This window comes from Aeromonas sp. FDAARGOS 1415, assembly GCF_019048365.1.
Lineage (GTDB): Bacteria > Pseudomonadota > Gammaproteobacteria > Enterobacterales > Aeromonadaceae > Aeromonas > Aeromonas taiwanensis.
The window spans coordinates 1,046,760-1,070,000 of sequence record NZ_CP077363.1 but is presented as its reverse complement, the minus strand read 5'-3'; the positions used below and the strand labels follow the sequence as shown (position 1 = coordinate 1,070,000).

The 23,241-nt window shown below is 61.4% G+C and carries 18 protein-coding genes, 1 tRNA gene and 2 rRNA genes (1 of these 21 cut by a window edge); 12 read left to right on the top strand and 9 right to left on the bottom strand.

Going from position 1 to position 23,241, the window contains the following annotated elements; translation table 11 throughout:
* From I6L45_RS05100 to I6L45_RS05090, 3 genes are all read left to right on the top strand, one after another.
* A 23S ribosomal RNA gene (locus I6L45_RS05100) occupies positions 1-1,624 on the top strand; it begins 1,265 nt to the left of the window's first position.
* Between the two features lie 78 nt (positions 1,625-1,702).
* Positions 1,703-1,817, top strand: a 5S ribosomal RNA gene (gene rrf, locus I6L45_RS05095).
* Between the two features lie 97 nt (positions 1,818-1,914).
* Positions 1,915-1,991, top strand: a tRNA-Asp gene (locus I6L45_RS05090).
* A 152-nt stretch (positions 1,992-2,143) separates the two neighbouring features.
* On the opposite strand, the gene I6L45_RS05085 is transcribed toward I6L45_RS05090, so the two are convergent.
* The 5 genes from I6L45_RS05085 to I6L45_RS05065 all read right to left on the bottom strand — a co-directional run bounded on the left by I6L45_RS05085 (position 2,144) and on the right by I6L45_RS05065 (position 8,380).
* Positions 2,144-3,297, bottom strand: a protein-coding gene (locus tag I6L45_RS05085) for an IS3 family transposase (RefSeq protein WP_216982260.1) whose coding sequence is annotated in 2 segments (ribosomal slippage) — positions 2,144-3,060 and positions 3,060-3,297 — 1,155 coding nt in all. Because the reading frame shifts where the segments join, the coding sequence is not laid out codon by codon here.
* A 929-nt stretch (positions 3,298-4,226) separates the two neighbouring features.
* Positions 4,227-5,213 (bottom strand): YafY family protein, encoded by a 987-nt coding sequence (locus tag I6L45_RS05080; RefSeq protein ID WP_167576929.1) that lies wholly within the window; start codon positions 5,211-5,213, stop codon positions 4,227-4,229.
* A 287-nt stretch (positions 5,214-5,500) separates the two neighbouring features.
* The gene (locus I6L45_RS05075) at positions 5,501-5,887 is read right to left on the bottom strand and encodes a SirB2 family protein (protein WP_134697054.1); all 387 of its coding nucleotides are present in this window, start codon (positions 5,885-5,887) and stop codon (positions 5,501-5,503) included.
* Complete coding sequence (locus I6L45_RS05070; protein ID WP_216983618.1) at positions 5,884-7,740, bottom strand: monovalent cation:proton antiporter-2 (CPA2) family protein; 1,857 nt, start codon at positions 7,738-7,740, stop codon at positions 5,884-5,886. The genes I6L45_RS05075 and I6L45_RS05070 overlap by 4 nt, the downstream gene beginning before the upstream one ends.
* Before the next feature lie 37 nt (positions 7,741-7,777).
* Entirely contained in the window at positions 7,778-8,380 is a 603-nt protein-coding gene (locus tag I6L45_RS05065) for an NAD(P)H-dependent oxidoreductase (RefSeq protein ID WP_134697056.1), read from the bottom strand.
* Between the two features lie 228 nt (positions 8,381-8,608).
* Between I6L45_RS05065 and I6L45_RS05060 the strand changes: the two genes are divergently transcribed.
* From I6L45_RS05060 to I6L45_RS05040, 5 genes are all read left to right on the top strand, one after another.
* A complete protein-coding gene (locus I6L45_RS05060) occupies positions 8,609-8,932 on the top strand; it encodes a hypothetical protein (RefSeq protein WP_043756749.1) in 324 nt (107 codons plus the stop codon).
* 46 nt (positions 8,933-8,978) lie between these two features.
* Complete coding sequence (locus I6L45_RS05055) at positions 8,979-9,410, top strand: DUF411 domain-containing protein (RefSeq protein WP_043756752.1); 432 nt, start codon at positions 8,979-8,981, stop codon at positions 9,408-9,410.
* A gap of 308 nt (positions 9,411-9,718) precedes the next feature.
* Positions 9,719-11,872, top strand: a complete 2,154-nt coding sequence (locus tag I6L45_RS05050) for a S9 family peptidase (RefSeq protein WP_216983617.1) — start codon at positions 9,719-9,721, stop codon at positions 11,870-11,872.
* 543 nt (positions 11,873-12,415) lie between these two features.
* Positions 12,416-13,387, top strand: coding sequence for a TAXI family TRAP transporter solute-binding subunit (locus tag I6L45_RS05045; protein ID WP_134697058.1), 972 nt, complete (start codon positions 12,416-12,418; stop codon positions 13,385-13,387).
* Between the two features lie 87 nt (positions 13,388-13,474).
* Positions 13,475-16,039, top strand: coding sequence for a TRAP transporter permease (locus tag I6L45_RS05040; protein ID WP_216983616.1), 2,565 nt, complete (start codon positions 13,475-13,477; stop codon positions 16,037-16,039).
* Between the two features lie 230 nt (positions 16,040-16,269).
* On the opposite strand, the gene I6L45_RS05035 is transcribed toward I6L45_RS05040, so the two are convergent.
* Positions 16,270-16,428, bottom strand: coding sequence for a hypothetical protein (locus tag I6L45_RS05035; protein WP_005332188.1), 159 nt, complete (start codon positions 16,426-16,428; stop codon positions 16,270-16,272).
* Positions 16,429-16,600: 172 nt separating this feature from the next.
* On the opposite strand from I6L45_RS05035, the gene I6L45_RS05030 reads away from it, so the two are divergent.
* Positions 16,601-17,227: a lysoplasmalogenase gene (locus I6L45_RS05030; protein WP_216983615.1), complete on the top strand. Its 627-nt coding sequence runs from the start codon at positions 16,601-16,603 to the stop codon at positions 17,225-17,227.
* Between the two features lie 62 nt (positions 17,228-17,289).
* On the opposite strand, the gene I6L45_RS05025 is transcribed toward I6L45_RS05030, so the two are convergent.
* On the bottom strand, positions 17,290-18,843 hold the full coding sequence (locus I6L45_RS05025; protein WP_216983614.1) for a DHA2 family efflux MFS transporter permease subunit: 1,554 nt from the start codon (positions 18,841-18,843) through the stop codon (positions 17,290-17,292).
* Positions 18,843-19,895 (bottom strand): HlyD family secretion protein, encoded by a 1,053-nt coding sequence (locus tag I6L45_RS05020; protein WP_216983613.1) that lies wholly within the window; start codon positions 19,893-19,895, stop codon positions 18,843-18,845. Before I6L45_RS05020 ends, I6L45_RS05025 begins: the two co-directional genes overlap by 1 nt.
* A gap of 97 nt (positions 19,896-19,992) precedes the next feature.
* Between I6L45_RS05020 and I6L45_RS05015 the strand changes: the two genes are divergently transcribed.
* Both I6L45_RS05015 and I6L45_RS05010 read left to right on the top strand, forming a co-directional pair.
* Complete coding sequence (locus I6L45_RS05015) at positions 19,993-20,895, top strand: LysR family transcriptional regulator (RefSeq protein ID WP_216983612.1); 903 nt, start codon at positions 19,993-19,995, stop codon at positions 20,893-20,895.
* A gap of 243 nt (positions 20,896-21,138) precedes the next feature.
* Positions 21,139-21,453, top strand: a complete 315-nt coding sequence (locus I6L45_RS05010) for a DUF2007 domain-containing protein (RefSeq protein ID WP_043756772.1) — start codon at positions 21,139-21,141, stop codon at positions 21,451-21,453.
* Positions 21,454-21,470: 17 nt separating this feature from the next.
* Here I6L45_RS05010 and I6L45_RS05005 read toward each other — a convergent pair whose 3' ends face one another.
* Positions 21,471-22,754, bottom strand: coding sequence for a dicarboxylate/amino acid:cation symporter (locus I6L45_RS05005; protein WP_216983611.1), 1,284 nt, complete (start codon positions 22,752-22,754; stop codon positions 21,471-21,473).
* Positions 22,755-22,962: 208 nt separating this feature from the next.
* Here I6L45_RS05005 and I6L45_RS05000 point away from each other — a divergent pair, with 208 nt between their 5' ends.
* Positions 22,963-23,208, top strand: coding sequence for a YecH family metal-binding protein (locus tag I6L45_RS05000; protein WP_043756778.1), 246 nt, complete (start codon positions 22,963-22,965; stop codon positions 23,206-23,208).
* Positions 23,209-23,241: the final 33 nt, after the last annotated feature.

The window sequence follows — 23,241 nt, the reverse complement described above, 5'->3', positions numbered from 1 at the left end:
GGTGAAAAGCCTCCTCGCCGGAAGACCAAGGGTTCCTGTCCAACGTTAATCGGGGCAGGGTGAGTCGACCCCTAAGGTGAGGCCGAAAGGCGTAATCGATGGGAAGCAGGTTAATATTCCTGCACGACTTGTAATTGCGATGGGGGGACGGAGAAGGCTAGGTGGGCCAGGCGACGGTTGTCCTGGTGAAAGTGCGTAGGTGGTGTTTCTAGGCAAATCCGGAGACACAACACTGAGACACGAGACGAACGCACTACGGTGCGGAAGCCATTGATGCCCTGCTTCCAGGAAAAGCCTCTAAGCTTCAGATTACAAGTCATCGTACCCCAAACCGACACAGGTGGTCGGGTAGAGAATACCAAGGCGCTTGAGAGAACTCGGGTGAAGGAACTAGGCAAAATAGTACCGTAACTTCGGGAGAAGGTACGCTCTTGTTGGTGAAGTCCCTTGCGGATGGAGCTGACGGGAGTCGCAGTGACCAGATGGCTGGGACTGTTTATCAAAAACACAGCACTCTGCAAACACGAAAGTGGACGTATAGGGTGTGACACCTGCCCGGTGCCGGAAGGTTAATTGATGGGGTTAGCGCAAGCGAAGCTCTTGATCGAAGCCCCGGTAAACGGCGGCCGTAACTATAACGGTCCTAAGGTAGCGAAATTCCTTGTCGGGTAAGTTCCGACCTGCACGAATGGTGTAACCATGGCCATGCTGTCTCCACCCGAGACTCAGTGAAATCGAATTCGCCGTGAAGATGCGGTGTACCCGCGGCTAGACGGAAAGACCCCGTGAACCTTTACTACAGCTTGGCACTGAACATTGAACCTACATGTGTAGGATAGGTGGGAGGCTTTGAAGGCGTGACGCCAGTTGCGCTGGAGCCGTCCTTGAAATACCACCCTTGTATGTTTGATGTTCTAACGCAGGCCCATGAATCTGGGCCGCGGACAGTGCCTGGTGGGTAGTTTGACTGGGGCGGTCTCCTCCCAAAGAGTAACGGAGGAGCACGAAGGTTGGCTAATCCTGGTCGGACATCAGGAGGTTAGTGCAATGGCATAAGCCAGCTTAACTGCGAGACGGACAGGTCGAGCAGGTACGAAAGTAGGTCATAGTGATCCGGTGGTTCTGAATGGAAGGGCCATCGCTCAACGGATAAAAGGTACTCCGGGGATAACAGGCTGATACCGCCCAAGAGTTCATATCGACGGCGGTGTTTGGCACCTCGATGTCGGCTCATCACATCCTGGGGCTGAAGTCGGTCCCAAGGGTATGGCTGTTCGCCATTTAAAGTGGTACGCGAGCTGGGTTCAGAACGTCGTGAGACAGTTCGGTCCCTATCTGCCGTGGGCGTTGGATGATTGAAGGGAGTTGCTCCTAGTACGAGAGGACCGGAGTGAACGAACCTCTGGTGTTCGGGTTGTCACGCCAGTGGCACTGCCCGGTAGCTAAGTTCGGAATCGATAACCGCTGAAAGCATCTAAGCGGGAAGCGAGCCCTGAGATGAGTCATCCCTGACCCCTTGAGGGTCCTAAAGGGCCGTTGGAGACCACAACGTTGATAGGTGGGGTGTGTAAGCGCGGCGACGTGTTGAGCTAACCCATACTAATTACCCGTGAGGCTTAACCATACAACACCCAAGAAGTGTTTCGAGCCTTGTAACGAATACGAAACTACTTACATCAGCTTTCTCAGATTGAAGAATTTGCCTGGCGGCAATAGCGCAGTGGAACCACCTGACCCCATGCCGAACTCAGAAGTGAAACGCTGTAGCGCCGATGGTAGTGTGGCATTCGCCATGCGAGAGTAGGACACTGCCAGGCACCCAATTAAACAGTGATGTGCAAAATTACGTTACTGGCTGCGAGGATGACACCTCAGAAGAAGCGGCAAAAGATTTAGCGAAAGCTAACCGAATGCGGAGCGGTAGTTCAGTCGGTTAGAATACCGGCCTGTCACGCCGGGGGTCGCGGGTTCGAGTCCCGTCCGCTCCGCCACTAACAAGAAGCCCAGTCGAAAGACTGGGCTTTTTTCTTTTCTGGCCATTTCCATCTCCGGTGTCCGCTACATCGGGCGGTTCTTTTGCTTATAAAAGCCGGGCCCCTCTGATAGCGAGAGATAAAGGATATAGTGAATCGCCCCGGCTTCTCTAGACACTTTTGAGCCGTTCGAAATATTGCTTTTCACACTCTACTGGCGATAGCCCGTTGTTGAAACTGTGCCGACGCTTGGGGTTGTAAAACATTTCAATGTAATCGAACACATCCCGCCGGGCCTCCTCGCGATCCGCATAGGTTTTACGTCGGATCCGCTCGCGTTTTAGGAGCTGGAAGAAACTCTCCGCCACCGCGTTATCATGACAGTTACCACGTCTGCTCATGCTGGCCTTGAGCCGGTGCTCCCGCAAAAAATCCTGCCAGTCATAGCTGCTAAACTGGCTACCTTGGTCGGAATGAACCAACACTTCCTGCTCAGGTCGCCGTCGCCACACCGCCATCAGTAACGCGCTGATGGCTAGCTCTCGGTCGATCCTTGGCCTCATTGACCAACCAATGACTTGTCGTGAAAACAAATCCAATACTGCGGCCAGATAGAGCCAGCCTTCATGGGTTCGGATATAAGTGATGTCCGTTACCCAGACCTTATTTGGCTCAGTCACATCGAACTGGCGCTCAAGATGATTCGGTGCAACCACTGCCGGCTGGCCACCATAATGACCGGGACGGCGACGATAACCGGTTTGTGAACGTAAACCCTCATGACGCATTAATCGCGCCACCCGGTGTTTCCCGCAGGTCTCTCCCATCTCTCGCAGGTCATCCCGGATCTTACGATAACCATAGACGCCCCCGCTTTCTAGCCAACATTGCTTGATCTGGCCCAGGAGGCGTTGGTCTTCCAGGGCTCGGGCAGATAAAGGCTGGAGCTGCCAGGCGTAATAACCGCTCGGGTGGACATTCATCATTCGACACAGTCTGCGGATGGGATATGTGGACGCGTGCTCCCGGATGAAGGCGTACCTTACCCTGACAGCTTGGCAAAGTACGCGGCGGCCTTTTTTAAGATATCTCGCTCATCGGTGACGCGGCGCAGTTCAGCCTTGAGGCGCCTAATTTCGGCTTGCTGGCTGGAGTCATGCTGTTGCTGCACGTCGGGTTGGCTGTAGCGCCTGATCCAGGCGTAAAGACTATGGCTGGAAACACCAAGCCGCTCAGCAACCTCTGCCACTGGGTAATTCCGCTCAGTCACTTGCTTGACGGCGGCCAATTTGAATTCTTCCGTGTAACGTTGCTGTTTGCTCATAACACCTCCTGAATGACCTCAGTTTGAGGCTCTTGGGGTGTCTAGGAAAGTAGGGGCGATTCAGTGGTAGACAGATATAAGAAAAGGGGACGGCGTCTGCCGTCCCCTCAAGTCATGTCGTCCAGTCCCTGAACTGCCATGCTCCCTGCAATCCTTGACTCTATCCCTTCCTTTGGAATTTCCCCTTCCCATTCCGTTGGGGTGTCCTGTGGCCATCCTAGCCTGGCAATCGCTCCTGATTGCTTCACCCTCTCCATCCTGGAGGTGTCCATTACCACATCCCGTGGTGTTCCATGTGTCGTCCTGACAGATAACCACCCTGGTTATCTCGCTTCATCCTGAAGCTGGTTCCTGCCGCTTCCTGCGGGGTTCCCTTGCCATCCTTGAGAGTGACTATCCGTACCACTCATCCTCGTCCCGAGGTGTCCAGCGACCGCATCCCGCGGTTGTCCTGTCTATCCTTGCGATAATCATCCAGGTCATCGGCCTCATCCCGAGGTGTTCCTTGTCCACGTCCTGTGGATTATTCCCTGATTATGCGCTGTTTCTGCATCCTGCCGAATCAGCTCGTCCTTGTGAGACCCATACTAAGGCAATCGAGCGCATCTACAAGGCATCTGAAGTCATTGGGATCGATTGGCTGACAAATCCAAGTGTGATGATGACGTTAATTTCCTAATAATATCAAACTGTTAATTAGTTTCCATGGAAAGCATGCCGTACCCTGGATGGCTTCACGTACGGCCAGAGACTGAGGGGTCTTACAGGGGGAATGGCAGATCTCTCACAAGCAGAAAACGGCAGGAAAACGATGGTACTGCGGGTTCAATCAGGGGAGTAAGAGTTAAAAATTAATTGAATAAATATGTGTGAAAAACAGACAAAAGCCGAGCGCAGGCTCGGCTTTTCATCATGGATGGCTGGGGAGATCAGCTCACTCGGGTACCCGGTGTCGTATATGCCTTGCGCAGGGACTCGGGGGCCAGAACCTCCAGGTTGCCGCTCATGTTGTTCAGCCAGGAGCGAAACTCGGGCGTGTCCTGCACTTCGGTCTCGACTACCACGCTGCGCTTGTCATAGCGGGTCATACGCGGGTTATGTCCCGGGATTTGCCCGTCGATCAGGGTCGGGCAGTTTGCATCGATGCGCCCGACGAAGCGGATCGGGCCGCTGACGTCCTGATAACCCTGGTCGCGGATCAGCTTCTGGATATTGAAGTCCTTCGGCTGGGTCGCGCTGAAGTTGGTCAGCTCCACGTTCTTGATGTGATCGAACGGAATGCCGTAGACCTTGGGATCCAGCTCGGACAGGGTGCAGAGCAGGATAGGGCCATCGGTCTGGTTCAGGATGCCGAGGGGATTGATGCGGTCATAACAGAGCCACACGGTGCGCTCCTTGATGACACGCTGGATCTCGGCGCTGAACTTGCGGCCGCGCCAGAGGGCGTCGCGGATCAGGGTGCTGCGACGGATCTCCGGGTTGCCGGCAAACGGACGCGGCGACTGATGCACGCTTTCCAGCCAGCGTTCGGCCAGTTCGCTCTGGCTGTCGCGGATCACCTGGCCGGCCTTGTCGACCAGCGGGTTCAATTCGGTCAGCACGCTGGCTGGCAGCAGTTGGCTCGCCTGGTCGCTCCAGGTCTTCAGGGCCACAGCCAGGGAGAGCGGCATGATGTTGGCGAAGTCGTTGAGACCGTGTCGTTCGAAGCACCAGCCATGGGGCTTGCTGCGCTCATCGGAGGTGAGATCGAACAACCCCATGCCGGACATCTCTTCCAGGTCCCGTTGCACGGTACGGAGACTGACGTGAATGCCTTCCTCTTCCAGTTTTACCTGGAGTTGGCTGGCGGTCAGCTTGTAAGGGCGGTGCGGGATGCAACGCGCCAAGGTCAGTTGTCGTAACAGCTTCTTACTCATGGTGCTTGCCTTCACTGGTTTAGCGTTGAGTGTATCCTAGCCATGGGTTGCGACAGTCTATGTCGCAAGTTTTGCTGCGACAACTGTCGCCATTTTCATACATAGTTCTGCAAGCTATTGATAATAAATATGAATCGTCAACATAGAGGGGTTGTTTGAGGCTTGTTTTGGTTGAAATAAAGTCTTGTCAGGGTTGTCGCCGCCGTGACGGCTGCGAGGAAATGAGGATCAAACGGGGATACAGAGGAGCGGGAGAGGGGGGAGAGAAGCCTCCCCCCAGGAGGTCATCAGGCCAGCCAGGACCAGGGAGACTTGGTGAGGGCGGCGCCCACCATGTAACCGAATACCACCAGGGCGGCGACACCTGCCAGCACCTTCTGGCCGCGGGCCGGGCGCTTGAGCGCCATGACGCCGAGGCCGATGTAGACCACCAGGGCGATCAGCTTGGCCATCAGCCAGGGTTGCTGACCCGGGCTCATCTGCAACGTCACCGCCAACAGCACGCCAAGCAGTAGCAGGAAGGTGTCGTTGACGTGGGGCAGCACCTTCAGCCACTTCTGCTGCAGGCGAGCACTGCCCCCGAGGGCCAGCAGCCAGCGATAGAGGAACAGCAGCAGGCTGACCAGGGCCAGGGTCATGTGCAGGTGTTTGAGCAGGGGATAATAGGCAATCATATTGCTTCCTTGTCGTTGTCGGGCAGACCGCTGTTCCAGTTGTGGGCGTGGGTACGCTCCTGTCCTTCCTGATCGTCTTGCAGCAGGTCGGAGAGGATCTCGCGGTATTGCAGGCTCTTGTTGATATAGGTGTGCTCGTCGTCCAGGTAGTTGACCTGCTCGCGCAGCAGCCGATTGTCGTACTGCTTGAACATCTGGCCGGCGCGCCAGGCCTGGTTGGCCCGGAATCCCAGCTGGGTCAGTGCCTCTACCCCCAGATCCACCGCCGATCCCAGGGTTTCCCGGTGCACGCTGTCGATGCCCTGGCGCAGGATCTCGTGGGCATGGGGTCTGTCCTGGGCACGGGCCAGGATCCTGAGGTGCGGGAAGTGCTTCTTCACCAGCTCGATCACGGCGATGGAGGTGGCCGGGTCGTTGATGGAGAGCACCAGCAGCTTGGCCTTGTGGGCACCGGCGGCATGGAGCAGGTCGAGCCGGCTCGCATCGCCGTAGAATACCTGATAGCCGTACTTGCGCAGCATCTCTATCTGGCTGGCGTCCTGCTCGAGGATGGTGGTGCCGATGCCGTGGCCGTGGAGCAGGCGCCCCACGATCTGCCCGAAGCGGCCGAAGCCGGCGATGATGACGGGGTGCTCCACCAGTTCCGGCTGCTCGTGTTCGGGGGCATCGCTCTGGTTGCGGTAGTCGAACCAGGGCTGGATCACCCGATCGTTGAGGATCAGCAGCAGAGGCGTCAACGCCATGGAGAGGGCCACCACCAGGGTCAGCAGGGAGATGGTATCCCCCGGCAGCACCTTGTTCTGGGCGGCGAACGAAAACAGCACGAAGGCGAATTCCCCTCCCTGGGCCAGGGCCAGGGCAAAGGTCCAGCGCTGGCTCGGCGAGATGCGGATGGCGAAGCCGAGCCCCATCAACACCAGCCACTTCAACACCATCAGGCCGACCACCAGGACCGGGATGAGCAGGGGATGGGCCGCAAACAGGCTGAAGTCGATGCCGGCCCCCACGGACATGAAGAAGAGGCCGAGCAGCAACCCCTTGAACGGCTCTATGTCCGCCTCCAGCTCGTGGCGATACTCGCTGTCGGCCAGCACCACACCGGCGAGGAAGGATCCGAGGGCGGGGGAAAGACCCACGGATTCCATCAGCACCGCGATGGCGATCACCAGCAGCAGGGCGGCGGCGACGAAGATCTCCCGCATATGGGCCTCTGCGATGGCGCGAAACACCGGCCGCATCAGGTAGTGGCCGCCCAGCACTATGCCGGCGATGGCGGCCACCACCAGCAGGCCGTGCTGCCAGCCGGCGAGTTCCGATCCACCGTTGCTGGCGACCGGAGCGATGGCCAGCAGCGGCAGTATCGCCAGTATGGGGATGACGGCGATGTCCTGGAACAGCAGCACCGCAAAGCCGGAGCGGCCGCTCTCGCTCTGCATCAGCCTGCGTTCCTGCATGCTCTGCAGCACGATGGCGGTAGAGGAGAGCGCGAGAATGAGGCCGATGGCGAGCCCCTGTTGCCAGGGCAACCCGACGAGGCTGGCCACCCCGGTCAGGGCGGCACTGGTGAGCAGTACCTGCAGGCCGCCGGTGCCGAGGATGGGCCCCTTCAGTTGCCACAGCAGTGCCGGACGCAGCTCCAGGCCGACCAGAAACAGCATCAACACCACTCCGAACTCGGCGAAGTGCATCACGTCCTTCTGCTCCCCCACCAGGCCGAGCAGGAAGGGGCCGATGATGATGCCCGCCAGCAGGTAGCCGAGCACGGAACCCAGCCCCCAGCGCTTGGCCAGCGGCACCGCGATCACCGCGGCACAAAGATAGATCAAGGCGTCAAACAGCAGTCCGTGTCCCATCAGTGATTCCTCCGCCCTTGTGGTCTTGTTTCTTGCCTCATGATGACAGCCCCCCCAGGAGATCGCGCAGGTAGGAGGTGCCGGTGAGCTGGGCCGGGGTCAGCTGCTCGTCCCGCAGGGCGCACAGCAGCTGACGATAGTCCTGGCCGCAGCGACGCAGTGCCTCCGGATCCCGCATCTTGTGAAAGGAGTGCAGCACGAAGGGGGGCAGCCAGGTCATGCCGCACAGCTGCGCCGTCTGCTGAAAGGGGAGCAGGAAGTCGAGCAGCGGGCGCTGGTTGTAACCGGCGCTGCAATAGGATTCGGGCGCGCCCCCCGTGGTGATGGCCGAGAGCCACTGCTTGCCGCTGAGGGCGTGGGCCTCGGGGCCGTAGGCGTAGCCATACTCCAGCACCAGATCCATCCACTCCTTCATGATGGCGGGGCAGGAGTACCAGTAGAAGGGGTGCTGGAAGACGATGATGTCGTGGTTCGACAGCAGGGTCTGTTCCCGCTTCACGTCGATGTACATGTCCGGGTAGTGGTGGTAGAGGTCGTGCAGGGTGACACCCTCCAGACCGTCGATCGCCTGCAGCAGCTGCCTGTTTGCCCGGGAGCTCTGCAGTGCCGGGTGAGAGAAGATAACCAGAATGCGTTTCATGGGGTCATAACCTGAAGGGAAGGACTCGGCAAAGGTACATCGAGTTGCGACGTTATCAAGAAGCGCCCCGGCTCGCCACTGTCCATGTCGACTGACGGGCGTTTACACCAGGGCCGGTGCCGATTTGCCTCTATTGCCTCTTCTTTTGATCTCCCTCAGGTGACGGGCTTGACCCTCACCCTGGGCCAGGGGTTACCATAGCCCCATCTTTCGTCAATGAGTCCTGTCATGGTCCTGACCCGTCGCCAATTCGCTCGCGCCCGCCGCTGGCTCCCCCTGTGGGGCCTGCTGATGGTGCTGATGTCGTTTGGCAGCCAGGCCGCCACGGATCTCTGTACCCTGACGCCTCATTGCAGCCAGAGCGAACGCACCCTGGAGAAGGCCATGCCCTGCGGCAGCTTCACCTCGGCCCTCGCCATGACGGTGCTTGCCAGCGACAGTCTGACGGTCGCAAGACTTGAGCCTGACGCGCCAGCCTTCGTCTCCCCCTCCCTGTTCACGCCGGATGCGCCGCTGGAGCGGCTGGAACGCCCGCCCCGTCACCTCTGCTGAGTCGATCCCCCCTTTTCTGGGCATTTCTTCTTATCCGAGGTGAGTTATGTACAAGTCCCTGTTACTGGCCGTGCTGGCCAGCACCATCAGTCTGTCTGCCCTGGCAACCGAGCAGATGACCGTCTACAAGTCCAAGTATTGCGGCTGCTGCAAGACCTGGGTCAAGCACATGGAAGAGAACGGCTTTGAGGTCAAGGTCGTGGAAACCGAGCAGCTCGATCCCATCAAGCAGCAGCACGGCATTACTCCGCAGCTGGCTTCCTGCCACACCGGGGTAGTGAATGGCTATGTGGTGGAGGGGCATGTGCCCGCTGCCGACGTGCAGAAGCTGCTCAAGGAAAAACCGGCGATCCGCGGTCTGACCATTCCGGGCATGCCCCAGAGTGCGCCGGGCATGGATATTCCGGGCCAGCCCTATGAGGTGCTGAGCATCGACAAGGAGGGCGCGACCAAGGTCTGGTCGAGCTATCCCGGCTGATGCAGGCTGACCCTGAGCGGGCACACTTTCATCATGTGAGGCACACCTGAGCGAGCCCGTGCCGCTCATGGTCAGCAAGAGGGGCCGCCATCGCGAGATGGCGGCCCTTTTTCGTCGATTTGGGGGGAATGTCAGGGGATCGCTTGCAACCCAGAACGACAAGGGGCAGATTGAACGCCAATTTGTTTTCTCAGGGACGATGCCCTCCCGTCTGCCTTGCCGTCCTCCTGGTGGCCTCGGTGGTGCGATCGTCGATGCATGACGTTCCCCCGGGGCCGTCAGCCCTGTTACCGCGCAGAGGATGCGACATGTTTACCTTTTCCCGAGGGTTGCTGCTGGCTTGCCTGCTTGCCGCACCCTGTACCCATGCCAATGAAGAGCCAGCCATGCCTACAAGCGATACCTCCCCTTCGTCCACCCTGCTCCCCCCGGTAGCGGCCAAGCACCCTCACACACTCAAGAAGCACGGGGATACGCGGGTCGACAACTACTACTGGCTGCGCGACGACGAGCGGCAGAATCCCGAGGTGCTGGACTATCTCAAGGCCGAGAATGCCTATACCGAGGCCATGCTCAAGCCGGCCAAGCCGCTGCGCGACCAGCTCTACAAGGAGATGGTGGCCCGCATTCCCCAGCAGGATGAATCCGTCCCCTACGTGAAGAATGGTTACCGCTACCAGACCCGCTACGAGCCCGGCAAGGAGTACGCCATCTACTCCCGCAGCAAGGTGGACGGGGATGGGGCCCAGAGCCTGCTGCTGGACAGCAACCAGCGTGCCGAGGGCCACGAGTTCTACTCCCTGGGCGCCCTGGAGGTGAGTCGCAACAACCGCTGGATGGCGGTGGCGGAAGATTTCCTCTCCCGCCGTCAGTACCAGGTGCAGTTCCTGGATCTGGAGAGCGGCACCTGGGCCGTCGACAAGCTCGAGAACACCTCGGGCAACCTGGTGTGGGCCAACGACAGCAAGACGGTGTTCTACGTGCGCAAGCACCCCCAGACCCTGCTGCCCTATCAGGTCTATCGCCACGAGCTGGGCACGGATCCCGCCAAGGATCAGCTGGTCTATGAGGAGAAGGACGACAGCTTCTACGTCAGCCTCTACGCCACCACCTCGGAAGACTTCATCGTCATCAATCTCTCCAGCACCACCACCAGTGAGGCGCGGCTCATCGACGCCAACACCCCGGTGCAGGCGCCGCGCCTGTTCCTGCCCCGCCAGGTGGATCACGAGTACAGCCTGGATCACTATCGTGGCCGCTTCTATGTGCGTTCCAACAAGGACGGCAAGAACTTCGGCCTGTACGAGACCAAAGAGAGCCCGGTGGATCGCTGGAAGGCGGTGATCGCCCCCAATCCCGACGTGCTGCTGGAGAGCTACGCCCTGTTCAAGGAGTGGCTGGTGCTCGAGGAGCGCAGCCAGGGGCTGACCCGGCTGCGCCAGGTCAACTGGCAGAGCGGTGAGCAGAAGGAGATCGCCTTCGACGATCCCGCCTATGTCACCTGGCTCGCCTACAACCCGGAGCCGGAAACCAGCGCCCTGCGTTACGGCTACTCCTCCATGACCACGCCGTCCTCCACCTATGAGCTCGACATGGACAGCGGCAAGCGCACCCTGCTCAAGCAGCAGCCGGTGGCGGGCTTCAAGGCCGAGCAGTATGCCAGCGAGCGGCTCTGGATCGCCGCCCGCGACGGCGTCAAGGTGCCGGTCTCCCTGGTCTATCGCAAGGACAAGTTCAAGCACAATGGCCAGAACCCCTTGCTGGTCTACGGCTATGGTTCCTACGGTGCCAGCATGGATCCGGACTTCAGCAGCTCTCGTCTGAGCCTGCTGGACCGGGGCTTCGTCTATGCCATCGCCCACATCCGGGGTGGCGAGGAGCTGGGTCGCGCCTGGTATGAAGACGGCAAGCTGCTGAAGAAGCAGAACACCTTCAATGACTTCATCGACGTCACCGAGGCGCTGGTGGCCCAGGGCTATGGTGCCAGGGATCAGGTCTATGCCATGGGGGGCAGTGCCGGCGGCCTGCTGATGGGGGCCGTTATCAACCAGGCGCCCCAGCTCTATCGCGGCGTGGTGGCCCAGGTGCCCTTCGTCGATGTGGTCACCACCATGCTGGACGAGTCCATTCCCCTCACCACCGGCGAGTACGACGAGTGGGGCAACCCGAACCAGAAGCGCTACTACGACTACATGAAGTCCTACAGCCCCTACGATCAGGTCAAGGCGCAGGCCTACCCGAATATGCTGGTGACCACGGGTCTGCACGATTCCCAGGTGCAGTACTGGGAGCCGGCCAAGTGGGTGGCCAAGCTGCGGGAGCTGAAGACAGACGACAGCCAGCTGCTGCTCAGCACCGACATGGATGCCGGCCACGGGGGCAAGTCGGGCCGTTTCAAGGCCTATGAGGATATCGCCCTGGAGTTCGCCTTCATTCTGAAGCTGGCCGGCAGCAAGGCGTGACCCTCGGCATCGAATGAAAACGAGTTGTAACAGACCCCCGATCCGGCAGCGGATCGGGGGTCTTGCGTTATGGCGATGACCGCGTCTTCGACATCGCGATTATGCTGTATATGGTCGCCGTTTCGAGATAACACACCAGGCTTGCAATCCCTGCCAGCAAAGGGTTACGAAAGAATCTGATGACTTTTTTTATTGCTTCCATTCGATGGCACATCTAATTAATCTGCCATTGAGAAATGAATGATCCGCTTCAAAATTCTCGCTATTTAAATCCGCCATTTTGCTGTTTTGTTTGATTTATGTTGGCGTTATGTGCTTAATCGGGGCGTTGATGCTTTTGAACTGACCTGGTCGTGGTCAGATCATCTCCGATCGGCATGACGCTGATTATCTCACCGCAGGATGATGGTGGCTTATGGAAGAGCGCGTGTCGCTCGACCATTTCCTCGTACGAGGCTGTATAGGCAATCCCGTCGCAGAGCGGGCCTGCCTCATAATCACCCGGGAAACGGGTGGGATTAATCAATGAAAAGGATGAAGAACATGAAAGGATTATCCTTGGCGTGCGCCTTGTCGGCGGCCCTGGTCGGTGTGTCATTTGGTGGTCCGGTACAGGCGCAGGAGCGCTTCGTGACCATAGGCACCGGCGGTCAGACCGGCGTTTACTACGTGGCGGGCCAGTCCATCTGCCGCTTCCTGAACCGCGGCGCCGCCGATCACCAGATCAAGTGCAACGCACCGGCCAGCGGTGGCGGTGTTGCCAACGTCAACGGCATCCGCTCCGGTGAGTTCAACTTCGGCATCATGCAGTCCGACCACCAGTACAAGGCGATGAAGGGCGTCGAGCCGTTCAAGGCCGAAGGGGCCATGGACGACATCCGTGCCGTCTTCTCCCTGCAGAGCGAAGTGTTCACCATCCTGGCCCGCAAGGATGCCAAGATCGCCGGTTTCGACGATCTGAAGGGCAAGCGCGTCAACATCGGCAACCCGGGCTCCGGCCAGCGTGACACCTTCGAAGAGATCATGGCCGTGAAGGGTTGGGACAAGTCTGCCTTCAGCCTGGTCTCCGAGCTGAAACCCGCCGAGCAGGCCTCCGCCCTGGGTGACAACAACATCGACGCCATGAGCTACTTCGTCGGCCACCCGAACGGTGCCATCCAGGAAGCCTCCACCACCACCGACACCGTGCTGGTGCCGGTGACCGGCCCCGAGATCGACAAGCTGCTGGCCGAGAAGAGCTACTACAGCAAGGCCGAGATCCCGGGTGGCCTGTACAAGGGCAGTCCGAACCCGACCCCGTCCATCGGTGGCAAGGCCGTGCTCTCCACCAGTGCCAAGGCCGATCCGGAAGTGGTCTACCAGCTGGTCAAGTCCGTGTTCGACAACCTGGATCGTTTCAAGCGCCTGCACCCGGCCTTCGCCGACCTGAAGGAAGCCGACATGATCAAGGTGGGTCTCTCCGCCCCGCTGCATGAAGGCGCGGTGCGCTACTACAAGGAGCGTGGCTGGATGTAATCCGGTTGCAGCTTCGGATGTGCCCCTGACTCGCTCCTCCTTCGGGGGAGCGAGTCTCGTTTATTGCAGCACCAACAGAGTCACACTATGCAGCAAACACAACAACAAGAGGCGCTCTCGGCCGAGGAGCTGATCGCCCAGGACGTGGGAGCCCGCCTGCCGGTGGGCACCATGAGCTGGATCATCGCGGGCCTCGCGCTGATCTGGTCCCTTTTCCAACTCTGGATCGCTTCGCCGCTGCCGTTTTCTCTCGGCATCGGTGTTCTCAACGACACTGAAACACGCTCGATTCACCTGGCCTTCGCCATCCTGCTCGCCTACCTGGTGTTCCCGGCCATGCGCAGTTCGCCGCGCGACCGCGTGCCGCTTGGCGACATCGCCCTCGGCCTCATCGGGGCCGCCGTCGCCAGCTACCTGTTTGTCATGTATGACCAGCTGGCCCAGCGCCCCGGCAACCTGACCACCATGGACTTCGTGGTCGCCTGTATCGGCGTTCCGCTCCTGCTGGAAGCAGCCCGCCGCGCCCTTGGCCCGGCCCTGGCGGTGATCGCCATCGTCTTCCTGGCCTACAGCCTGGCCGGCCCCTGGATGCCCTCCCTGCTGGCCCACCGCGGGGTCAGCCTGCATGCGCTGGCCAACCACCAGTGGATCACCACCGAAGGGGTGTTCGGCATCGCCCTCGGGGTCTCCACCAGCTTCGTCTTCCTGTTCGTGCTGTTTGGCGCCCTGCTCGAGCGTGCCGGCGCGGGCCACTACTTCATCCAGCTCGCCTTCAGCCTGCTCGGCCACCTGCGTGGCGGCCCGGCCAAGGCAGCCGTGGTGGCCTCGGCCCTGACCGGCGTCATCTCCGGCTCCTCCATCGCCAACGTAGTGACCACAGGCACCTTCACCATCCCCATGATGAAACGGGTCGGCTTCTCCAAGGAGAAGGCCGGTGCGGTGGAAGTCGCCTCCTCGGTCAACGGCCAGATCATGCCCCCCGTCATGGGGGCCGCCGCCTTCCTGATGGTGGAGTACGTGGGCATTCCCTATGTGGAGATCATCAAGCACGCCTTCCTGCCTGCGGCCATCTCCTACATCGCGCTGCTCTACATAGTGCACCTCGAGGCGCTCAAGCTCGGCATGGAGCCCATCGGCAACCGTCAGCCGCGCCCCTGGCTGCGTCGCCTGACCGGCTTCGCCTTCGGTGCGGCGCTTATCAGCGGCCTCTCCATGGCGGTCTACTATGGCCTGGGCTGGCTCAAGCCGGCGCTGGGTGACTACGCTCTGCCGGGGATCAGCGTGCTGCTGGCTGCCGCCTACCTGGGTCTGCTGAAGATTGCCGCGAGCAACGAGCCGCTGCCGTCGGAAGATCCGGACAAGCCCCTGGACGAGCTGCCGGAGACCCGCGCCGTGCTGCTCTCCGGCCTGCACTTCCTGCTGCCGGTGGTGGTGCTGGTGTGGTGTCTGATGGTGGAGCGCCTCTCCCCCGGCCTGTCGGCCTTCTGGGGCTCGGTGATGCTGATCATCATACTGCTGACCCAGCGTCCGCTGCTGAACTGGCTGCGCACCGACGGCAAGCATGACTACGGCAGCTTCACCGACGGTATGGTGGACCTGCGCGAGGGGCTGATCGCCGGTGCCCGCAACATGATCGGCATCGGCATCGCCACCGCCACCGCCGGCATCATCGTCGGGGCCGTCTCCCAGACCGGGGTCGGCCTGGTGCTGGCGGATCTGGTGGAGTTCCTCTCCATGGGCAACCTGCTGCTCATGCTGATATTGACCGCACTGCTGAGCCTGATCCTCGGCATGGGGCTGCCCACCACCGCCAACTACATCGTGGTGTCGAGCCTCCTGGCGCCGGTGATCGTGACCCTGGGGCAGCAGAACGGTCTCATCGTGCCGCTCATCGCCGTGCACCTGTTCGTCTTCTACTTCGGCATCATGGCGGACGTGACCCCGCCGGTGGGACTGGCCTCGTTCGCCGCGGCCGCCGTCTCCAAGGGGGATCCCATCAAGACCGGGATCACGGCGTTCTACTACAGCCTGCGCACCGCGGCGCTGCCGTTCCTGTTCATCTTCAACACCGATCTGCTGCTCATCAACGTGGACTTCGCCCACGGCGTGATGATCTTCATCGTGGCGACCATCGCCATGCTGATCTTCGCCGCCGCTACCCAGGGCTACTTCCTGGTGAAGAGCCGCTGGTACGAGAGCGTGCTGCTGCTGCTGGTGGCCTTCACCCTGTTCCGTCCCGGCTTCTGGATGGACATGCTGCACGACCCGTATCGCGACGCCGCGCCGGCCGAGCTGGCCCAGACCATGGGGCAGGTGGAAGCCGAGAGTACCCTGCGCCTGCGCATGGAAGGGGAGGACGCGGTGGGCAAGCTGCGCCGCTTCACTGTGCTGTTGCCGGTGCCGGATGGCGCGAGCGGTGAGGATCGTCTGGCCAAGCTGGGGATCCAGACCTACGAGCAGGACGGCAAGATCCTGATCGACACCGTGACCTTCGGCAGTCAGGCCGCCGAGCTGGGGCTGGAGATGGATCAGCAGATCCTGAGCGTCAAGGCCCCCACCGAGCGTTGGAACAAGGAGCTGATGTGGCTGCCTGGCTTCCTGCTGTTTGGCGCCGTGGTCTGGCTGCAACGCCGCCGGGCTGCCCGCCCATAAACCAGTGCAATGAAAAACGGCGCCTTCGGGCGCCGTTTTCTATGGTGGGCTGGGGCCAAGCTGTTGGCAGGCCTGCTCTAATCCGATGCCCGGAGTATTAGTTGGACTGGTTCTGCTTTTGCAGCAGATCGAGGGTCTACTGTTCCTGCGGGCTGAGGCCAAGCTGCTCGCAGGCCTGTTCGAAGCTGATGCCCGGCATGTGGCACATCGGGATGCCGATGCCGGGAAGATTAGTTGGACTGGGTCTGCTTCTGTTTTTGCAGTTGGTCGAGGGTCTGCTGTTCCTGCGGGCTGAGGCCAAGCTGCTCGCAGGCTTGCTCAAAGCTGATGCCAAGGTGGCACATCATGATGTCGATGGCGGGCAGGTAGTTGGTCATAGCGTCTTCCATGGTGATCTTCCAGAGCTGTCTCTTATGCCCGAGCCACGAGGGAGGGGCAATTAGACTTTAGGTGTAGGGTGCCATATGTCTCACCCTCTGCCACTGGCCGGGGGAATTTGCTACTCTTGCGTGCACTAAAGGGGTTGCCGCCCGAGCGCGCGCAGTCGGTGAGGAGCAGGGTATGGTATTGAGTTTCTTGATCATCGCATCGGGCTGGTGGCACATCCGCGCGGCCTATGGCTCAGACTCCCGTCAGTTCTACATCAGCAAGCCCCTGACCATGCTGTTCATCATCGCCCTGGCGTTTGGCTACCAGAGTGACGATCACAATGGCTCCCATGCCTGGATCCTGATCGGCCTCTGCCTCTCCCTGGCTGGCGACGTACTGCTGATGTTGCCACGGGATCGCTTCATCCAGGGGCTGGCGGCATTTCTTGTCGCGCACCTCTGCTACATCGTCGGTTTTGCCCAGGGCCCCCTGGTGCTCAAGCTGGTGGACGGCCTGCTGCTGCTGGGGCTGGCAGCCCTGGTGTTCGGCCTGCTGTGGGGCAGTCTTGGGGAGATGCGGATCCCCGTCTTCTGCTACATGCTGGTGATCATCGCCATGGCCTGGGTGGCCGCCGGCGCCTGGCATGCCTCCCTCACCGCCGGCAGCGCCGCCGCCCTGGTGGGGGCGCTGATGTTCCTCTTCTCCGACAGCATGCTGGCCCTCGACCGTTTCCGTCGTCCGTTCCCCCATGCCACGGCCTGGGTGATGACCAGCTACTTCGCCGCCCAGTTCCTGATCGCCGCCTCCCTGGCGGGCTGACCGGCAGGCAGCAATGAAAAACGGGCCTTCTGGCCCGTTTTGCTATTCCATCTCCACCGTTTTCACGCCTCGACCGGTTCTGCATCAGGCGCTCTCGGGGCCGGCTGCTTGAGCAGCAGCATCAGGGCGCTGGCGATGAGCAGGAAGATGCCCATCACGTAGAACACCTGGTTGTAGGCCATGATGGCTGCCTCGCGGCTGATGGTGTTCGACAGCATGGCTCTGGCCTGTTGCTGCGCCAGTGCCGGATCCGAGCCCTGAGTCATCATGCTCTGGGCCAGCTGCAGCAGGTAGCTCTGCCCCTCGATGCTGGTGGCGGCCAAGGTGCTGCCGATCTGGCTGACATGGATGCGGGTATCGTTGTCGATCAGGGTGGCGATGATGGCGATGCCGAAGGCACCCCCCAGGTTGCGCAGCACGTTGAGTAGGGTGGAGGAGGAGGGTATCTCGTCCGGGGTCAGGCTGGCGGTCGCCACCAGGGAGAGGGGTACCATGATGAAGGGCTGCCCCAGCGCCCGCACGATGAGCGACTGGATCAGCTGGGGGCCGGCGTAGTCGGCGCTCATGTTGACGTTCATAAAGCAGCTGATGGCAAAGACCAGAAAGCCGAAGCTCACCAGATAGCGCGGGTCTATCTTGTGGGTCAGCTTGGGCACCAGGGGCAGCACCAGCAGCTGGGGCAACCCCATCCACATCAGCACCTCGCCGATTTCCAGCGCGTTGTAGTTGTGGATCTGGGTCATGTAGAGGGGCAGCACATAGATGGAGCCCATCAGCGCCATGCCGAGCACCAGGTAGGCGAAGCAGGCCAGGGCGAAGCGCGGGTTGTGCAGCAGCCGCAGGTTGACCAGCGGGTGGCGGCGCAGCAGCTGGCTGATGACGAAGAACACCAGGGCCACCACGGAGATGACGGTGAGCCGCACAATGAAGCTGGAACCGAACCAGTCCTCCCGGTTGCCCTCCTCCAGCACCACTTCCAGCAGACCCAGCCCCGCCGCCATGGTAAGGATGCCGATGAGATCCACCCGCTTGATCACCTCCCAGTCCACCGGCTTCCGGTCCAGTCCGTGGGCCAGCATGGCCATCACCAGCAGTCCCGGTGGCACGTTCAGGTAGAAGATGTAGTGCCAGGACATCTGTTCCGTCAGCCAGCCCCCCAGGGTCGGACCGATGGCGGGAGCGAAGGTGGCGCACAGGCCGAACAGCGCCATGCCGGTGGCCCGCTTTTGCAGCGGCAACAGGCTGACGATGAGGGAGAAGGCCATAGGGATCAGGGCTCCGCCGGTGAAACCCTGCAGCGCCCGAAAGACGATCATGCTGGTGAGGTTCCAGCTGAACGAGCAGAGCACGGAGGCGACGATGAAGGCGCCCGTGGTCCACAGCAGGTAGCGCCGCACGCTCAGTCCCCGGCTCAGCCAGCCGCTCAGGGGGATGGCGATCATCTCCGCCACCAGATAGGAGGTGGAGATCCAGGAGCTTTCGCTCAGGGTGGCCGAGAGCGCCCCCTGAATGTCCTTCAGGGAGGCGTTGGTGATCTGGATGTCGAGGATGGCCATGAAGGCGCCGATAAGGCCCCCCATGACCGCGATCCAGTTGCGGCGTGGAATGGGTTCCATCAGTGGGCGGCCACCACGGGTTCAGGGGGGCGGGTATCCACTATCACCTCGGTAGAGAGGCCCGGCAGCAGCTTGCCCGCCAGCGCACCCGGCTCCGGGATGCGGATCTTGACCGGCACCCGCTGCACTATCTTGGTGAAGTTGCCGGTGGCGTTCTCCGGCGGCAGCAGGGCGAACTTGGCACCGGTGGCCGGCGCCAGGCTGTCGATGATCCCCTCGACCGGCTGATCCGGGTAGGCATCCAGGATCACCTCCACCTTCTGCCCCGGCTGCATGTGCTGCAACTGGGTCTCCTTGAAGTTCGCCTCGACCCATACCTGCTGCAGCGGCACCAGGCTGGCCACCTGCATGCCGGACTGGACGTAGAGCCCCTCCCGCAGGCTGCGCTTGCCGATGATGCCGTCGGCCGGTGCCCGCAGCTCGGTGTAGCCAAGCTCCAGCCTGGCCTGTTCTAGCTGAGCTTCACTCAGGGCCAGCTTGGCCTGGTTCTGCTTGGCTTCGGCATCCAGCACCAGCAGCCGCTCGCGGGCGGCCTGCAGGGCGGCTTTGGCCTCCTGCTCCTGGGCCTGGTTGACCTGCAAGCCGGCGCGCACCTCGTCCAGGCTGTCCTGGGAGCTGTAGTGGCGCTGATTGAGCTGGCTGACCCGGCGCACCTGCTGCTGGGCCCGAATCTGTTCGGCATTGGCCGAGCTGACCTTGGCCTCGGCTTGACGAATGAGGCTCAGCTGCTGGGTACGGGTGGCGGCGAGATTTTCCGCCGTCGCCTGGTTGAGACGCAGGTCGGCCTCGGCCTCCGCCACCCTGGTCTTGTATTCGCGGTCGTCGAGGCGAGCGATGAGCTGGCCGGCCTTCACCGCCTGGTTGTCGGTCACCAGCACCTCGCTGATGTAGCCGGAGAGCTTGGAGCCGATGCCGGTCACCTCGCTCTGCAGGTAGGCGTTGTCGGTGCTCTCGAAGTAGCGGCCGTGCAGATACCAGTAGGCGGCGAACAGCATGCCCAGCAGTGCCAGCAGCAGGGCAGCCAGCAGGGGGATCTTCTTGTGTTGACTCATGATATTGGTTTTCCTGAACTGTGGCGGGCAGGCTAACATCGCGAAACTGTTTCGATTAGTATCCATTCATGAGATATACAGTTTCACTGGTGAGACAATGGACCTGAACGCAGCTCTAATTCTGGTGCGCATCGTCGACAAGGGCTCCTTCACCGCCGCCGCCCAGGAGCTGGGCATGACCAAGGCCACGGTGAGCCGGCGCATCGCCGAGCTGGAGCAGCGTCTCGGGGCGCGGCTGCTCTACCGCTCCACCCGCCAGCTCACCCTGACCGAGGCCGGGGAGCAGTACTACCTGCGCTGCAGCAAGGCGGTGGAAGAGCTGGCCCAGGCCGAGCTGATGCTGAGCGCCAGCCAGCAGGAGGTGACCGGTACCCTCAAGCTGGCGGTGCCCATCGAGACGGGGCAGCTGGTGGTGGGCAGGCTGGTGGCCAACTTCCTGCAGGCCTATCCGGGGCTGCGGGTGGAGCTGGAGCTGACCAATCGCATCGTGGATCCCATCAGCGAGGGGCTGGATGCCATAGTACGGGTCGGCGACATGAGCGACTCCAACCTGGCGGCTCGGCGGCTGTGGAGCACGGAGCGGCTGCTGTGCGCCAGTCCGGATTATCTGGCGCGCAGCCCGGCGATCGGCCGGCCCGAGGATCTGGTGCACCACGAGCGGATCGCGGTCAGCAGCGGCTTTCTGTCCTCTCACTGGTGTTTCGAGCGGGAGGAGCGCGAGGTGCTGGTGGACCCGCCTTCCCGTTTCCAGGTCAACAACATCACCTGTGCCCGGGAGGCGGCCAAGGCCGGGCTGGGGCTCGCCTCCCTGCCCGCCATGCTGTGCCATGATGAGCTGGCGAGCGGAGCTCTGGTGTCGCTGCTGCCCGAGTGGCAGCAACCCAGGGTGCCCATCTACCTGCTGTTTCCGGAGCGGCGGCTGATGCCGCGCAAGTTGAGGGCATTCATCGATTTTCTGGTGGCCAACGGCCCCGAGTATGGCATCGACAAGCTGTTGTGAGCGGCGCCCGGGGGCGGGTGCCGGTGTGGGGATGACAGGGAGGGGCCATAGTGGATCACAGGCCATCGGACCAGGCGCCCGGGGTGGCATGGCTCGGGCGGGAGGCTTGCGATAGGGGAATGGTGAGGAGATCTTTTATGGATCCATGGCTTGGCTTGTATCTGGTCTCCCATTCCCTGGAGGTATTCGCCCTGGCATGAGGGTCGCGCTGGCGGCACTGACAAGCGGTTTCGAGGACAACGTATGGATCAGTGGATTAACTTGTATCGGGCCTCCCACTCCCTGGAGGCGCACGCACTCAAAGGGGCGCTGGAGGTCGAGGGAGTCAGGGTGAGGCTGAGCGGTGAGGGGCTCTCCGGCGCGCTGGGAGAGCTGCCGGTGGATCTGCTGCAGGTCACCCTGATGGTGTGCGAGCAGGATCGCAGCAAGGCGGGGCGGATCATCGAACGCTACCAGCAGCGGCAGGGCAACGGCTGGTTGTGTGGTCAGTGCGGGGAGGAGAACGGCGCCAATTTCGACATCTGCTGGCGCTGCCATCACGATCCCCACGACCACTGAGTGCCGCCCGCGCGGCCTCAGCGCAGGGTGAAGTCGATGTCATCCCCCGCGCTGGCGTCGTGGTAGGTGGCGAGATCCAGCTCCTTCTCGCTGCGGGCGATGAGGACGGAGACCAGGATGTCGCCGGAGACGTTGACCGTGGTGCGCGCCATGTCGAGGATCCTGTCTATGCCGGCGATGAGGGCCACCCCTTCCAGTGGCAACCCCACCGCAGTGAGTGTCAGCGTCAGCAGCATGAGCCCGGTGCCCGGCGTGCCCGCCGTGCCGATGCTGGCGAGGGTGGCGATGCTGATGATGGTCAGGTAGTCCACCAGGTGCAGATCCACGCCGAAGGCCTGGGCCACGAACAGGGCGGTAACTCCCTGGTAGAGGGCTGTCCCGTCCATGTTGATGGTGGCCCCGATGGGTAGCACCTTGGCGGTGATGGCGGGGGAGACCCCGAGCCGACGCTCGGCGCAGGCCAGGCTGATGGGCAGGGTGCTGCTGCTCGAGCTGCTGGTAAAGGCCACCGCCTGGGCGTCGACGATGCTCTTGAAGTAGTGCAGCGGATTGAGGCGGGCCAGCAGGATAAGCAGGCTGCTGTAGACGCCGAGCACGTGCAGCAGGCAGCCGAGGTAGACGGCCCCGATCACCTTGAGCAGCGGCAGCAGCAGGCTGACGCCGTATTTGCCGGTCATCCAGGCCATCAGGGCGCAGACGCCGTAGGGGGCCAGTGACATCACCATCTGGGTCAGTTTGAACATCCCCTCCGCCAGGGAAGTGAAAAAGAGGATGGCGGGGCGGCCACGCCGGCCAGTGGCATGGAGGGCCAGGGCGAGGGCCACGGCGAACACGATCACCTGCAATATCTTGCCATCCACCATGGCCTGCATCGGATTGCGCGGCACCAGGTGGCTCAGCACGCTGGCCAGGGTCGGCTGCTCTGCCATGGCACCCCGCTCATAGGGCCCCATATTGGCACCCATGCCCGGCTCCAGCAGCCAGCCCATCATCAGGCCGATGCAGATGGCGATGGCGGTGGAGCTGAGGTAGAGGGCGATGGCCTTGCCGGCGATACGGTCCAGGCGCTTGCCCTTGAGCAGAGCGGTGAGGCCGGCGATGACGGAGCAGAAGATGAGGGGGACCATCAGCATCTGTATGGTGTTGACGAACAGGACGCCGACGGGTTTGAGCAACAGCGCCTGCTCATTGAAGCAGAGCCCCAGCCCTATCCCGGTCAGCATGCCGAGCAGTGTCTTCAACCAGAGCGGGCGGCGGGTCCAGATCCGCCAGGGTTTGAAGACCAATCCATGGAACAGCATGACGCCAATGTCCTTATTTTCTGTCTGCGATGGCAAAAAGGGGCGCCAGTGTAGCCGTCCCACCGTCAGGTTGCCACATTATCGACAAAGCGGTGAATACGATCACCCCGGTGGCGCAAAAAAGGGCGCTTTGTTGGCTTATATCAAGATCATGCTGCGGACTTTTGGTTTTAATTGGCATCTGACATGATGATTAACGAGGTTTGAGATGTCCCAGTCGATACACGGCCACGAAGTGATGGAGATGATGCTGGCGCAGGGAGGGCAATTTACCCGGGCCAGCCTGAAGCAGGCGATCGAGACGCACTTTGGCGCCGATGCCCGTTTCCATACCTGCAGCGCGAGCGAGATGGATGCCGAGGCCCTTATCGCCTTCCTGGCCCAGCGCGGCAAGTTCATCGAATCCGACGAAGGGTTCCAGACCCGCGCCGACAAGATCTGCAACCACGGGTGATCCCTGGCGGCGGGCACACCTGGGTGCTCGCCG

Bases quoted from the DNA above. Each gene is read 5' to 3' on its own strand.
- I6L45_RS05080 (WP_167576929.1), bottom strand. From the start codon at position 5,213: ATGAGTAAGAAGCTGTTACGACAACTGACCTTGGCGCGTTGCATCCCG.
- I6L45_RS05075 (WP_134697054.1), bottom strand. From the start codon at position 5,887: ATGATTGCCTATTATCCCCTGCTCAAACACCTGCACATGACCCTGGCC.
- I6L45_RS05070 (WP_216983618.1), bottom strand. From the start codon at position 7,740: ATGGGACACGGACTGCTGTTTGACGCCTTGATCTATCTTTGTGCCGCG.
- I6L45_RS05065 (WP_134697056.1), bottom strand. From the start codon at position 8,380: ATGAAACGCATTCTGGTTATCTTCTCTCACCCGGCACTGCAGAGCTCC.
- I6L45_RS05060 (WP_043756749.1), top strand. From the start codon at position 8,609: ATGGTCCTGACCCGTCGCCAATTCGCTCGCGCCCGCCGCTGGCTCCCC.
- I6L45_RS05055 (WP_043756752.1), top strand. From the start codon at position 8,979: ATGTACAAGTCCCTGTTACTGGCCGTGCTGGCCAGCACCATCAGTCTG.
- I6L45_RS05050 (WP_216983617.1), top strand. From the start codon at position 9,719: ATGTTTACCTTTTCCCGAGGGTTGCTGCTGGCTTGCCTGCTTGCCGCA.
- I6L45_RS05045 (WP_134697058.1), top strand. From the start codon at position 12,416: ATGAAAGGATTATCCTTGGCGTGCGCCTTGTCGGCGGCCCTGGTCGGT.
- I6L45_RS05040 (WP_216983616.1), top strand. From the start codon at position 13,475: ATGCAGCAAACACAACAACAAGAGGCGCTCTCGGCCGAGGAGCTGATC.
- I6L45_RS05035 (WP_005332188.1), bottom strand. From the start codon at position 16,428: ATGGAAGACGCTATGACCAACTACCTGCCCGCCATCGACATCATGATG.
- I6L45_RS05030 (WP_216983615.1), top strand. From the start codon at position 16,601: ATGGTATTGAGTTTCTTGATCATCGCATCGGGCTGGTGGCACATCCGC.
- I6L45_RS05025 (WP_216983614.1), bottom strand. From the start codon at position 18,843: ATGGAACCCATTCCACGCCGCAACTGGATCGCGGTCATGGGGGGCCTT.
- I6L45_RS05020 (WP_216983613.1), bottom strand. From the start codon at position 19,895: ATGAGTCAACACAAGAAGATCCCCCTGCTGGCTGCCCTGCTGCTGGCA.
- I6L45_RS05015 (WP_216983612.1), top strand. From the start codon at position 19,993: ATGGACCTGAACGCAGCTCTAATTCTGGTGCGCATCGTCGACAAGGGC.
- I6L45_RS05010 (WP_043756772.1), top strand. From the start codon at position 21,139: ATGGATCAGTGGATTAACTTGTATCGGGCCTCCCACTCCCTGGAGGCG.
- I6L45_RS05005 (WP_216983611.1), bottom strand. From the start codon at position 22,754: ATGCTGTTCCATGGATTGGTCTTCAAACCCTGGCGGATCTGGACCCGC.
- I6L45_RS05000 (WP_043756778.1), top strand. From the start codon at position 22,963: ATGTCCCAGTCGATACACGGCCACGAAGTGATGGAGATGATGCTGGCG.